This is a genomic window from Streptomyces yerevanensis (assembly GCF_000716805.1).
Lineage (GTDB): Bacteria > Actinomycetota > Actinomycetes > Streptomycetales > Streptomycetaceae > Streptomyces > Streptomyces flaveus.
Window position 1 is genome coordinate 24,106 of the sequence record NZ_JNWJ01000067.1, and the last position, 13,393, is coordinate 37,498.

General features: G+C 69.7%; 10 protein-coding genes and 1 pseudogene. 5 read left to right on the top strand and 6 right to left on the bottom strand.

The annotated features are described in order from the left end of the window. Positions 1-284 precede the first annotated feature (284 nt). A complete protein-coding gene (locus OP79_RS41245) occupies positions 285-1,553 on the top strand; it encodes a DUF418 domain-containing protein (protein ID WP_033328182.1) in 1,269 nt (422 codons plus the stop codon). A 213-nt stretch (positions 1,554-1,766) separates the two neighbouring features. Here OP79_RS41245 and OP79_RS41250 read toward each other — a convergent pair whose 3' ends face one another. The 3 genes from OP79_RS41250 to OP79_RS41260 all read right to left on the bottom strand — a co-directional run bounded on the left by OP79_RS41250 (position 1,767) and on the right by OP79_RS41260 (position 6,547). Next, positions 1,767-3,197 (bottom strand): phytoene desaturase family protein, encoded by a 1,431-nt coding sequence (locus OP79_RS41250; RefSeq protein WP_033328184.1) that lies wholly within the window; start codon positions 3,195-3,197, stop codon positions 1,767-1,769. After that, complete coding sequence (locus OP79_RS41255) at positions 3,194-4,957, bottom strand: DUF3556 domain-containing protein (RefSeq protein WP_033328186.1); 1,764 nt, start codon at positions 4,955-4,957, stop codon at positions 3,194-3,196. Before OP79_RS41255 ends, OP79_RS41250 begins: the two co-directional genes overlap by 4 nt. 117 nt (positions 4,958-5,074) lie before the next feature. Further along, entirely contained in the window at positions 5,075-6,547 is a 1,473-nt protein-coding gene (locus OP79_RS41260; protein WP_211270963.1) for a class I adenylate-forming enzyme family protein, read from the bottom strand. 145 nt (positions 6,548-6,692) lie between these two features. Here OP79_RS41260 and OP79_RS41265 point away from each other — a divergent pair, with 145 nt between their 5' ends. Further along, entirely contained in the window at positions 6,693-7,958 is a 1,266-nt protein-coding gene (locus OP79_RS41265; RefSeq protein ID WP_033328189.1) for an RsbRD N-terminal domain-containing protein, read from the top strand. A 55-nt stretch (positions 7,959-8,013) separates the two neighbouring features. Here the strand turns inward: OP79_RS41265 and OP79_RS41270 are convergent, their stop codons facing one another. Continuing rightward, positions 8,014-8,457: a hypothetical protein gene (locus OP79_RS41270; RefSeq protein WP_033328191.1), complete on the bottom strand. Its 444-nt coding sequence runs from the start codon at positions 8,455-8,457 to the stop codon at positions 8,014-8,016. Between the two features lie 458 nt (positions 8,458-8,915). On the opposite strand from OP79_RS41270, the gene OP79_RS41275 reads away from it, so the two are divergent. After that, positions 8,916-10,601, top strand: a complete 1,686-nt coding sequence (locus tag OP79_RS41275; protein ID WP_033328193.1) for a serine/threonine-protein kinase — start codon at positions 8,916-8,918, stop codon at positions 10,599-10,601. Next, positions 10,598-11,380 carry a hypothetical protein gene (locus OP79_RS41280; protein ID WP_033328195.1) on the top strand — a complete coding sequence of 261 codons (783 nt, stop codon included), beginning with the start codon at positions 10,598-10,600 and terminating at the stop codon, positions 11,378-11,380. Before OP79_RS41275 ends, OP79_RS41280 begins: the two co-directional genes overlap by 4 nt. Positions 11,381-11,512: 132 nt before the next feature. On the opposite strand, the pseudogene OP79_RS55585 reads toward OP79_RS41280, so the two are convergent. Both OP79_RS55585 and OP79_RS41285 read right to left on the bottom strand, forming a co-directional pair. Beyond that, positions 11,513-11,665: pseudogene (locus tag OP79_RS55585) on the bottom strand (DUF5701 family protein); the annotation flags it as partial. Positions 11,666-12,180: 515 nt separating this feature from the next. After that, a complete protein-coding gene (locus OP79_RS41285) occupies positions 12,181-12,846 on the bottom strand; it encodes a DUF4232 domain-containing protein (RefSeq protein ID WP_033328197.1) in 666 nt (221 codons plus the stop codon). A gap of 245 nt (positions 12,847-13,091) precedes the next feature. Between OP79_RS41285 and OP79_RS41290 the strand changes: the two genes are divergently transcribed. Then, entirely contained in the window at positions 13,092-13,331 is a 240-nt protein-coding gene (locus OP79_RS41290; protein WP_033328200.1) for an acyl carrier protein, read from the top strand. Positions 13,332-13,393: the final 62 nt, after the last annotated feature.

Below are 13,393 nucleotides of genomic sequence, written 5' to 3' on the forward strand. Positions count from 1 at the left end.
GGAGTGGCGGAATCAGGCACTGGAATGGCCGGATCCGACTCCTTGTGGTCACAGGCTCCGCAAAGGGTTGCCTCGAGCCGGGAAGTCCTTTCAGGCCACCTCGTGGTGCGGCAGGCGTTGATCAGCAGCCGGGTGAGGCTGTTGCCCTGTGGTCTCTGGCGAGCTCGGGATGCTTCGACGCGCAGGTCGGCGACCGCAGTCATTCGTGTACGGCCGACCGGCGGGGCACCTCCCGAAGCCCGTCGGATGGTTGACCGCCCCCGCGCTTCAGCAACGTTGTCCCAGTGACTGAGATCGAAACCGCCAAGAAGGCGTCTCCGCGTTCCTTATCCGCACCCGAGTCCGCCACGGCGACGGAACGCCCAGCGCCGATGGCGCGGCTCGTCGGGGTGGACCTCGCCCGTGCACTGGCCGTGTTCGGAATGTTCGCCGTGCACGTTGGTCCCTTCCCCACGCCTGGGGGCGGCGTTGGCGACTGGTTCCTGGGCCTGGCGAGCGGCCGGGCTTCGGCGCTGTTCGCCACCCTCGCCGGGTTCTCGTTGATGCTGATCGCCGGCCGCCGTGAGCCGAAGACCGGACTGGCCGGCCGGCAGGCGAAGGCTCGGATCGTGATCCGGGCCGTGATCCTGCTGGTGCTGGGCAGCGCGTTGGCGATGACCAACTTCGGCGGCGCCGGAATCCTCAACTTCTACGCGTTGTACTTCCTGCTGGCCCTACCTCTGCTGCGGCTGCGGGCCAGGATGCTCGCGATCATCGCGGTCGCGCTCGCGGTCGTCACGCCGCAGCTGGCGTTCGGCCTCAGGGCACTGCTCAACGAGTCGATCGTGAAGAGCATCGACGCGTACGACCCGATCGCGAGACTCTCCGGCGTGGGCTTGCTCGACCTCCTGCTCACCGGCCTCTACCCGGCGATCACCTGGATGACGTTCGTGGTCACCGGCATGACGTTGGGCCGGCTGGATCTGACCTCCGGCGCGGTGCAGCGGCGGCTGGCCGTGGTCGGTCCCGCGCTGATCGGGTTCGGATACGGCGTCTCGTGGCTGGCGCTCCGGTTGTCCGGCGGCGATCAGAAGATCATGGCCGGGATGCCTGCCATGAAGGATCCCGGTGCCATGAAGGACCCCGGCATGGCACCGGGATCCTTCGACATGCCGGTCGGTGGTGGGCTGTGGGGCCCCGACGCATGGGGGTTGTTGGCAGCCGAGCCGCACAGTGGTTCCACGTTCGACCTCATCGGCAGCATCGGGATCGCGATCACCGTGCTCCTGTGCGTGACGGTGGCGATGGACCGACTGCCGTGGCTGCGCCGGCCGGCAACTCCGATCATCGCCGTCGGCACGATGTCCCTGACCATCTACGTGGGCCACATCCTGGTCATCCTCGCCCTGCCCGGCGAAGCGGCCACCCCGCCGCGATCCGCCTCCACCGCGCTGCTGTTCTGGTTCATCGTCGGAGCCACCCTGTTCGCGGCGGTCTGGTCTCGTTTCTTCCGCCGCGGACCGCTGGAGTACCTGCTCAACGGCGCGACCAAACTGGCGAATTCCGTCCGATGAGCCTCGGGCGGGTATCCGGGAAGGTCAGCTCGAGGTCGCAACGACACCCTCCGACAACGGGTCTGACTCGGAGGCGGGCCTACTTCCTTCCGACCGGCGGACGGCCGGGTGCGCGCGGACAGTCATCGGTCCTTTGCCGCAGGGCCGGGCGGGGCAGGCAGACGCGTACATGCTGCGGCTTCTTCACCCCCGGTGCCGCTCCCCGCCTCGGCGTCACGGGTCCCAGGTCTGCCCTTGGAGGTGGCGCAGAGCTCGTGCGGCGGCGTGGGCTCCGCACATTCCGTGTGCGCCGGGGCCGGGCGGGGTGGCCGCGGAGCACAGGTAGTGGCCGGGCAGACCCGTGTCGTACGGGTGCAGGGTGGGCCGCGGGCCGAACAGCAGCTGGGGGATGTCCTTGGCGCCGGTCATGATGTTGCCGCCGACGTAGTTCGGGTTGTACGCGGCGAATCCGGGGGTGGTGCGCACTGCGGTGCCGACGATCCGGTCCCGGAATCCCGGGGCGAACCGCTCGATCTGGGCGGTGATCGCTCCTGTGGCGTCGCTGGACCAACCGGCTGGTACGTGGGCGTAGGTCCACACCGGGTGCACGTCGCCGGCCGACCGCAGGGGATCGGCCAGATACTGCTGGCCGACCAGGACGAACGGCCGATCGGGCATCCGTCCGGCGTGGATGTCCCGCTCCGTGGCGGCGATCTCGGCGTACGTGCCGCCGACGTGCACCGTGCCGGCCCGCCGCGCCGCTTCGGCGGTCCAGGGCACGCCGCCCTCGACCGCGAAGTCGACCTTGAACGCCCCCGGGCCGTACCGGAACCGCCGGTAGGCACGGGCGACCCGGGGCGGCAGCCGGTCGCCCAGGATGTCGGCCAGTGCGGTGGGCGCCACATCCCAGAGGGTCACGTCCGTGGGCGGCAGTTCGGAGGCCGACCGCACCCGTACGCCTGTCTCGATCTTCCCGCCGAGATCGGTCAGCAGCGCGGCCATGGCGTCGGTGATGCGGCGTGATCCGCCGACGGCCACGGCCCAGCCGTGCCGGTGCCCCGCGGTGAGGATGCCGAGTCCGATGGCGGCGCTCAGTGGCCGCTCGAGAGGGTGGAAGGCGTGTGCCGCCACCCCGCCCCACAGCGCCCGCGCCTCCTCAGTCGCGAACGCCTTGCCCAGCAGCGACGCGGGGGCCAGCGCGGGGACGCCGAAGCGGGCGAGTCGGACGGGGTGCCGTGGGACGCGGAGCAGCGGGCCGAGGATGTCGGCGCCGAAGGTGTCGTATGCCGCCGACGGGCCGTCGAACAGCCACCGCCAGCGTCGGCCGTCGGCACCGAGACCGGCCGCGGTCTCGGTGACCGAGCGGTGCAGCACCCCTGCCGCGCCGCTGTCCAGTGGATGTACGCAGTCGATCTCCGGCAGCGCCCACCGCAGCCCGTAGCGGTCCAGGCCGAGCCCGCGCAGGAACGGTGAGCCGACGGTCATCGGGTGGACGGCCGAGCAGTGGTCGTGCAGCAGCCCGGGAAGGATCGCCTCACCGGAGCGGGTGCCGCCCCCGATCTCGTCGGCCGCCTCGAGGACGGTGACCTCTACGCCTTCCCGGGCCAGTGCGATGGCGGCGGCCAGCCCGTTGGGGCCGGCACCGACCACGATTGCCTTACTCATGTCGCCAAGCTTTCCACCGTGCCCTGCCCCACCACCGGCGACGACTGCACGCGGGTCCAGGTCACGTCGAGCGGGATCGGGCCGTTCGGCAGCCACGGCTGCTCCTTGACCGCGTCGGCGACCTTCCACGTACCCCGCTCGATGACCCCCAGTGCGGCGTCGATCACCTGGTAGTGCTGCACCTTGCGGTGAATGGCCTGCGACTCCACCCATACGACGATCCACTCGCCCGGGGCGAACCCGACCCGGGACTGCACGGCGTTGACGAGGTCGATGTTGTGCAGGTGGCCGTCGCCGAAGTTGAACCCGATCAGCGAATTGCACGCGAACTCGCCTTCGCGCACGGTCCGTTGGTCGAGGTCGGGAAGGTTCTTCATGAGGACGGAGAACAGGCCACGGCCCTGGCTGTGCATCGACCGCCAGGCGATCGTCTGCTGCATGGTGATCTCGGCGACAGCCGCCGGGTAGCCCATCGCCTGGAGCTGGTCGACCTGGTTGGTGGTCGGGCGGTGCGGCAGCGAGTTCAGCTTCTGCTCCGCGTCCGGCGCGAAGACCCACAGCGCGGAGGCCCAGTTGCCCGCGTACTGACGCATCGAGGGCAGGAACGACACCAGGTCCGGGCGCAGATTGCCCAGCACGGGAAAGAACAGAAGCGCCGCGGCGATCCCGGCGGTCAGCCACGGCGAGGACATGTCGCCGACGCCGTAGCCGTCCTGGGCCGGGAAGCCGAGGAACAGGAAGACCGACAGGTACGCGAACAGGAGGTTCCACTCCAGCGGCACCGCCAGCGGGAACGTCGAGACGATGAAGAGGTGGAAGACGACCATCAACGCCACGCCGGCGACGGTCAGCCGGTGGTTCGTGGAGAAGAGCAGCACCAGCGGGGTGACGATCTCGACGGTGGTGCCACCGACGTGCGCGATGACGGTCGCGGCCTTCGACGGGCGGATGTCATGGGGGAAGTCACGGTAGTGGAGCCGCTTGAGCCGCCTCGACGGGACACAGGGGCTGTTGGAGACCATCGGCGACACGACGTTGGTGAAGTGAAGCCCGAACTTCGACACCCCGGCGCCGATCCACACCACGCAGATCAGCAGCTTCGCCGCGACGATCATGTCGGTGAGGGGCAGGACGGCGAAGAACACCAGCGCGGGCAGGTACTGCTCGCCCCGGGCGGCCAGGAAGAGCGTCTTGTCCCGCAGGCCGCACGCGACGTACAGCACGATCGGCGCGATCAGCAGGGCCGGGCGCACCAGTCCGTCGGTGGGCACCGCGACGGCTGTCAGCAGGGACGCCAGGAAGGCCAGGTAGAGGACGACGTCGGCCACCGTACGGCGGTCGCCGTCGGTGAACGGCACCCGCTTCCAGGGGCGCAGCCGGATGGTGCCGGGCCGGGCCCAGAACAGGATGCCGCCGGTCATCGGCTTGAACTTGCCCGCGATCGGGCCCCAGGAGCCGGCCACGCCCACTGCCTCCAGGAAGACCGTCCAGAGCAGGAGCTTCTGGTAGACGTCCGGCTGGTCCCACCAGTGGGCGACGTCCCAGAACGGTCCGGCGTCCGAGGTCCAGGTCACCAGGGCCGTACCGGCGAGGACGTACAGGAGGAGGACCTTGACCACGTACGTGGTGGGAATCATCTTCGGCGAGCCGAAACCGTACTCCACCCAGTGCAGGGCCAACGTTTTCATACGTTCCTGAAGAGGCTTGTCCAGGAATGTTTGCGGATCGACCGGCGGGAAGTCACCTGTTTTGAACCCCATTGTTCTCGCCTTTCTCGTACCGATTTTCGGGCGTGCTGATCCACACCGGAAATTCGCATGGAAAATGTCCGGGTGATGCGGGGTGATGATGTGGGCGCGATGTGGGGTGATTGCGCTCTACGAGCTCACGGTGAATGAGCGCAGTCGGGGTTTGTCGATCTTCCCCACCGGATTCTTCGGCAGCGACTCGGTGACCACGACCGACACCGGTACCTTGACCCGGGCCAGCGAGCCGCGGCAGTGGTCGACGAGCTCCTCGGCCGTGGCGGCGGCACCCGGCAGCAGCGTGACGTACGCGACCGGCACCTCACCGAGCACCGGTTCGGGCGCGCCGACCACCGCCGCTTCCAACACCGCCGGGTGGGTGTGCAGGACGTTCTCGATCTCCTTGGGGTAGATGTTCTCCCCGCCCCGGATGATCATGTCCTTGATCCGGTCGACCAGAACGAGATGGCCGTCCGTGTCGAAGCGCCCGACGTCGCCGGTGTGCAGCCAGCCGTCGACGACGGTCCTGGCCGTCTCGTCCGGCAGCCCGAGATAGCCGCGCATGACGTTCGGGCCACGGACCACCACCTCGCCCACCGACCCGGCGTCGAGGACGTGGCCCTCGGCGTCCATCACGGCGACCGTCTGCCCAGGCAGCGGGAGCCCGACCGTCCCCGGCTTGCGCGGTCCGGCGGGCGGGTTCAGCGTCGACGCGCAGGTGCCCTCGGACAGCCCGTAGCCCTCGACGACCGGCACCCCGAACCGGTTCTCGAACCGGGCGATCAGCTCGGCGGGCATCGGCGCGGCCCCGCAGATCGCCCGGCGCAGCGACGAGGTGTCCGGGCGTACGTCGTCCGGCAGCGAGACGAGCATGGCGTAGATCGCCGGTACCGCCGAGAAGTACGTCGGCCCCGCGGCCTCGACCGAGGCGAAGAAGGCCGGCGCCCGGAAGCGCCCCGCGATCGTCGCCCGCCCGCCGGCCAGCAGGGGCGACAGCACGCTCACCACGATCCCGTTGACGTGGAACAACGGCAGAACAAGCAGGCTGTGATCGGTCTCGTCCAGACCGATGCCGTCGACGATCATCCGGCACATCGCGGCGATGTTGGCGTGGTCGAGCATGACGCCCTTCGGGCGGCCGGTGGTCCCGCTCGTGTAGATGATCAGGGCGAGGGCGTCGGAGGCGGGGGAGACGGCGTCCGGGGACCGGTCAGCGGGAGTGTCGGCGAACGCGGCCACGTCCAGGGTTCCCATGCCGCGGTCATCGGTGATCACCACCTTGGCTCCGGAATCCTCGATCTGATGGCGGGCCTCGGCATCGGTCAGCCCGGGATTCACCGGCGTGACCGCGGCGCCCAGCCGCCATGCCGCGAACATGATGACGACGAGTTCCAGACGGTTCGGAAGAGCCACCGCGATCACATCGCCGATACCGATTCCGTGAGTGCGGAGGACACTCGCCGCGGACCGGACCCGTTTCAGAAAAGCGTCATTGTCCAGCTGCTCGCGATCATCCGCGATACAGGGTCCGGTGGGATTCCGGCCGGCCCGGACGTCCGGCAATTCGGCGATGTGCTGCACGATTTCCTCACCATTGAGTCGCACCGTGACGAAGGTAATAGACCAACGCAATAACTGAAAGGTAGGCAGGGAATACGCGTCCGACCATGGGCTCGCGTCCCAGCCCGAACCCGCCTTTTTGTGCCGCCGTCACAAAGCGGGAGGCGGACGTCTCGGGTACGGTCCGGCCATGAGCGCCGCCAGTGTCAACGTCGACGTGATCGTGCGGGACGTCGCCAGGCGCACCCAGGCCGATCTCGAGAACCTCACTGCCGAGATGACCTCGATGTTCGTCGACGTCATCCCCGAGTTCCGCCACGACGACGCCGTACGACGGCTGATGGTCGCCAGCACCGCGTCGAACCTGGCGGCGATCGTCGACATGCTGGAGCTGAACATCTCCCTCGACGACATCACCGTCCCACCGGCCGCGGCGGAGTACGCCCGCCGCTTCGCCCAGCACGGCCTGTCACTGGAGGCACTCCTGCGCGCCTACCGCCTCGGCGAGCACATGGTCGTCCAGCGGGCCATGACCACCCTTGGCCGTCTCGACCTGCCCACCGAAGCCGCCCTGGCCACGACCAGCCAGATCGCGCGACTGACGAACAGGTACATCGACCAGGTCATCGAGGGCATCATCGACATCTACGAGGACGAGCGCAGCCGGTGGGACGCCCGTTCCGACGCGGCCCGCGCCGCCCAGGTCCGCGCGGTGCTCGACACCGAAGGGCTCGACCTCGCGTCGGCCGAGAAGATGCTGTCGACGTCCCTGCGCGGCTGGCACCTCGCCGCGATCATCTGGACGCAGCCCGGTTCACCCGATCCGGACGCGGCCCAACTGCGCGCCGGCGCAGCCATGTTGTCCGCGGCCACCGGCAAGGCTCCACTGACGATCTCGGCGGACGAGCGAACGCACTGGGCCTGGATCTCATCCACCGCCAAACCAACCTTGGACCTCCCCCTCCTCCAACACGAACTCGACAAGCACCCGGCACTCCGGATCGCCGTCGGCGACGACCCGTCCCCCGGGCTCGACGGCTTCCGTCAGACCCTCAGGGACGCGCAGCGCGCCCGCACGGTCGCCGTCACCGCGGCCGACCCGCACCGCGCGCTCGTCCTCCACTCCCAGGTCGCGCTCGCCGGCCTCCTCGTCGATCACCTCGCCGACGTCAGGGCGTGGGCCGGACGCGTCCTCGGGGACCTCATGAACGACGACGGCGCCACGGTCCGCCTGCGCGAGACCGTGCAGGTGTTCCTCGACGCGCAGGGCAGTTTCACCGACGCCGCCGCACGTATGCACGTCCACAAGAACACCGTCCACTACCGCATACGCAAGGCCGAGGAGATCCTCGGCCACCCGCTCACCGAGAACCGACTGGACATCGAGGTGGCTCTGCTGGCCTGCGCGCAACTCGGACTCGGAGGAGCGGACACGCATCCGGCGCGAGGCAACTGATCACCGAGGACAGCGAGGCCCACACCTGCTGGTCGGATCGCGGCCAGCGGTCAGGCTACGTCGGGGAGGTTCCGCCGAGGTCGATGGTGGACGGCTCCCGGTCGGACTCGGAGAACTCCCAAGCCGTGATCTTGGCGCTCCTGGGCACGCGGTAAGCGAACACCATCTGGTCCTTGGAGCCGGGCTGAAGCCGCTCGTCGCACTGCGGGTTCCCCGGAATCCTGTTCAGGTCGTCGATGGGGTCGTAACGGTGGCCCTGGTCGTCGATCGGGCTGCTGACGATGGGCCGCGAGCACGTGAGGTCCATACCGGACTTCGTGTCGTTGAAGACGACGGTCTCCAGGGCCACGTACTTCGCTTCGGCACCTCCGCTCCTGGTGCCTCCGTCCATGAGGATCCCGTCGGCCTCGTGCACCTTGCTGATCTTGACGACCGCGCTGCCGTTGCGGACTTCCTCGCCGACCTTGGACCCGCCCGCCGAACCGGGAGACGGAGCCACCGCGGCCGAATCGGGGGCCCTTGAACCGGCCTGTACCCACTGAGGGTGGCTCATGGTGCTGCGGGGGCAGCCGACACCGTACCGCCGTGCCGCTCCTTTTCTGGTGCCGGAATTCCGGTCACCGGTGGCGCCTCCGCTCGATCCGTGTGATCTTTTCAGCCACCCGTGATTCACTCCGCAGCCGCGGCAAAAGCGGCAGGAAACGGGTCGGACCGGTCGCGTACCCGCGTGGGACGCGGGCCGTGCGCCGGACTGTTACCGGCGTTCCGGGTCGATCTGTACAGGTTCTGAGGCACTATCCAGTGGTGCTCCTCCGATATCCCGGCTACCGGTGTCCGGAACGGGGATACCGAATGCCGCACCGCAACCGCAGTGGCTGAAAACGTGTCTTTTGACGCGTGGCCGAAGCTCCGGGGCGGGTGAGTTTCCGGTAGCACGTGCGGCCTTGGGGGGCTGGGATGAACACATGGGGAGTGCCCGGATACACCGAGTCACTGGAGCTCGGATCAGGGGCGAGCGGGCGGGTCGTCCTGGCCGTGCACGAGGAGACGGGCGTGCCGGTCGCGGTGAAGTACCTCAGCGAGTCACTGCGCACCCGGCCGGGCTTCGTACGCGACTTCAGGGCGGAGGCGCGGCTGCTCGGCGGCCTGGAGAGCCCGTACGTCACCGGGTTGTACGAGTATGTCGAGAGCCCGGACGGCGCCGCCATCGTGATGGAGTTGGTGGACGGTGTCTCGCTGCGGACCCTGCTGACCAGGGAGAGTCCGCTCGATCCCGAGGCCGCGCTCGTGGTCCTCAAGGGGTCGTTGCTCGGCCTGGCCGACGCGCACCGCATCGGCGTCGTCCACCGCGACTACAAACCGGCGAACGTCCTGGTCGTACCGGACGGATCGTCCAAGCTGGTCGACTTCGGGATCGCGGTGGACGCCGGCACCAGCGTCGGCGTGGCGGGAACCCCCGCCTACATGGCTCCGGAACAGTGGACCGGCGCGCCCGCCTCTCCCGCCGCCGACGTGTACGCGGCCACGGCCACCTTCTTCGAGTGCCTGACGGGCCACAAGCCGTACTCGGGTGACAATCTCGCCGAACTCGCGCTGCAGCACGTCGACGCGCCCGTCCCCGCCGAGGAGGCCCCCGAGGTGGTGCGGGAGCTGGTCCGGCGTGGTCTGGCCAAGGACCCGCGGGAACGGCCCACTCACGCCGAGGATTTCGTCACGGAACTGGAGGCGGTGGCCGGCGCCGCCTACGGGCCCGACTGGGAGGAACGCGGTCGCGCTCGGCTCGCCGCGCTGGTGGCCCTGCTGCCGCTGCTGCTGCCCTCGGCCCGCAACGCCCCACGTACCACGACGGACACCGCACGCACGGTCCTGAGCCGCGAACCGGGCCTCGGCCGGGCGCACTCGTGGCGTCCCGGCCGGCCAGGGATGCTGGTGGCCGGTGCGGCCGTGCTGCTGGCTGTCCTTCTGACCTACGGCATCCAGCACACCCCGCTGGGAGCGGATCCGCAGCAGGCGGCGCAGGCCCTGGCCACCACCAGAGCCCAGCCCGGTGTGGAGTCGGGAGAGCTCATCGCTCCGCCGACCGCGTCGGCGAACTCGTCCTCGCCGCCCCCGACGTCCACCGTGTCGCCCAGTCTGTCGCCCTCGGACTCGGCGACGGCCGGCACCGGCGAGCCCTCGGTATCCGCCGCCACCACGGACCCGGCCCCTGATACGACGACACCCGGCGCGGCGACCACCGAGGCGACGCCGACGACCGCTGCCCCCACCGCGCCGGACGCCCCCACCGCGCCGGACGCCCCCACCGGGCCGGCCGCCCCCGCCGTCAAGGACGTCGCGGTGTCGGGCTTCCGGCAGACGGGTCCGACGACCGCCTCGGCAACGATCGACATCACGACGGACGGCACCGGACCGCTCTCCATCACCGTCTCGTGGTTCACGGGCGACACCGGGGGACAGCTCGGCACCCCGGACGGTGCGTCCCAGACCTTCGAGCGCAGCGGCGCCACCCAGTACACGCTCACCGTCGACCACACCTTCCAGGGCAACGGCTGTTACTGGACGGTGCAGGCCACGACCACTCCGGCCTCCGCCGACGGCGGCGCCTCGCAGCAGCTTCTGACCAGAGGGTGTGTCATCGGATGAGCGCTCACAACGACCGCACTCCCACGTCTGCCGAGGACTGGGAGCCCACCCAGGTGCTCGGCTCCGCCGACGAAACCCGGGTGCTCGACCCGGCCGACGACCACACCACCCTCCACCTCGGCCCCACCGACGAACACGCCCCGACCGACGAACTCGGCTCCGCCGACGCCGAGTACAGCGCCACGGTGCTGGCCAGCCACTGGATCCAGAGGCCCGAGCCGGACACCACTTTCCCCGGGCCGCCCTCCACGGGGATCCTGCCGCCGCCGACGCTGCCCGACCGTGCCGAAGGCACCGTGCTGCGTTTCGGCCCGGGTGTGACAGCCGCCATCGCGCACCGTACCCACAGGACGCTGCCCGCGGTGCCGCCGCCTCGCGTGCCCCCGCGCCGACGTCTGCGAAGACACGCTCTGCCCGCGCTCGTGCTGATCGCCGTCATCGCCTTCCTCGCCTGGCAGCGCCTCGGGCCCTCCGTCGCGGTGCGTACGGCGGCGGTCACGGCCCGGCCGACGGATCTGGGCTGCGACGGGACAGCGGACATAGTCGCCCTCGTCGCCACGAACGGCCGGCCGGGCACGCTCTCCTACCGCTGGACCCGAAGTGACGGCACCACCTCGGGCGTCCTGCGCGAAGTGGTGGTCCGGGGCCAGAGACAGGCACGTCTGCACCTGCTGTGGACCTTCCAGGGCAAGGGCCACTACACGGCAAGGGCCGAACTACAGATCCAGTCCCCCACCCACCGCACGGTCACCACTCACTTCACGTACGACTGCCCCTGAAGAGACCCGGCATGGCGCAGGTCAGCTGCCGGTCCGTGCAGGTGCCTTGCCGTGCTGGTCGACGACCGGGCGCCCGTGGGCCGTGCCATCGCCGACAGCCCGGCCCGACGCGTGTGGTTTCAGTGTTCTCCGTCAGGAGCCGGAGCTCCCGGTGGTGGCACGCCGGTCGCCCGCGGAGGCCATACCGAGCCAGGTGTGCGGGTTGCCCTCCCAGCACCAGCCCAGTTTGGGAGTTTTCTGGCTGATCCAGATCGCGGGTACGCGACGGTCGCCGCTCCTCATGGCTTATCGAGTGGTCCGGGTCCGTCGAGTGGCCCCGATCGGTTGGGCGACCCCGGTCCGTCGAGTGACCCCGACTTGGTCGCGCGCCCGCCGGGCTGCCCCGTCCCGTCGGCTCCGGCTCGCAGAGCCAGGCGGCAGGTCCGCGGGGCGGAGGGTGAGCGCGTCCTCGGCGGCCCGGACGAGCCCTCGATCAGGGGAGTCGCGCCGACGGTGCGCCACACCAGGGCCCACTCGCCCAACGGGGCGCCGCGTATGGGGAGGTAGATGACGTCCGGCCAGGAATAGCAGGGGGCGGCCTCGGCCTGGATCGGCGTGACCACCTCACCGGACGCCACCACGGCCAGACACTCCTGCCAGGGCGCGGGCCAGCTGGTTGCGGTTGACTGCCTCGTCCAGGTCGACCTCGTGGACCCCGGCTCGGTCGGTCCGACTGGCGGCGCCGCCACCAGGCCCGGTCCCGGGCCCGGCCGCTGCCTGCGCCGAGCCGTTCAAGCATGGATCCCGAGCTGCGGGTCCGTTCAGCTGAAGGGAACGGCGTCCGTCGGGGCAGTGTGCCAGTTGGTGACGATCGGGTCCTCGACAGTGATGGTGCCGACCGGCAGGGAAACCGGGTTGGGGTCGTCGTCACCGACGCCGACGATGATGCTGTCCAGTTCCTTGCCACCGTTTCCGTTGGTGCTCTTCGGGTTCACCCCGGCGTACGCGGTGGTGTTCCCACTCAGCGTGATCTGCTGGCCGACGGCCTGCTCCGCTGGACCCGCCTGGGTGCCGTCGGATCCGAACGCCACGGTCGGAAGCGCGGCGGGCAGGTCACAGGTGATCCCCGACTTCGCCTTCGCGATGATCAGGATGTATCCGCCGGCCTGGGTCTCGGACCTGGTGCTCCAGGAGATGTCGTTGGCGCCGCAGCTCTGCCCGACCGGCTCCCGCTCGCCGTTGCCGGTGTCGGCGCCGGAGCCGGCCCCGTCCTCGGTCCCCTTGCCCGCCGCGTCGGAGCCCTGGCTGCTGCCCGCGGTCGACGAGCCGGACGGGGTAGCCGCATCGCCGACCGGAGTGGCGGACGAAGAACCCTGCGCGGCGCCGGCGTCCGTGGCCTTGTCCGTGTCCTGGCACGCAGTCATCAGCATGGCGCCGCCCACGAGGGCTGCGGAGAGGAGAAAGGCCTTGCGACGGTTGCCGGACATGAAATCCCCTTGGTAGTCAGTGGTTGAGGCCGAAGCGCTTTCGGCTTCTCGGTGCTCGCTCGATGACTATGAGGGGGCTGCGAGCCGAAGAGATCCCGGCGTCTTCGTTCCAGGACAACGCTGTCACCGGCCGGTGACATGATCACGAAGAGGACAACCCAGGCCCGCCGTAGACCACTGTGGTCAGCGGCAGGCCTGGGTTGTCCACGTTGTCGGAGCCCCTGTCGGGTTCGAGAGGACGGAAGATGCAGCGCTCCACCGATTTCGAGAAGATCCTCCAGACCAACCTCGGCCTCCCCGCCGACCGGTCGCTGGACTACGACACACTCCTCGCGGACTACGGCATGGACTCGCTTACGGCGGTCAACACAGTGGTCGACCTCGAGCAGCGGTCCGCCGTCACCTTCCCCGACGACAGGATCATGTTCGCCATGCTCCATTCCGCCCACACCCTGTGGAACGCCCTGTCGGAGCTGATCGCGTGAACACCCTCTGGAAGAGCCTGCCCAGCGACGTCGTCCCGGACGTGGTCGACGCCGAGCCGCTC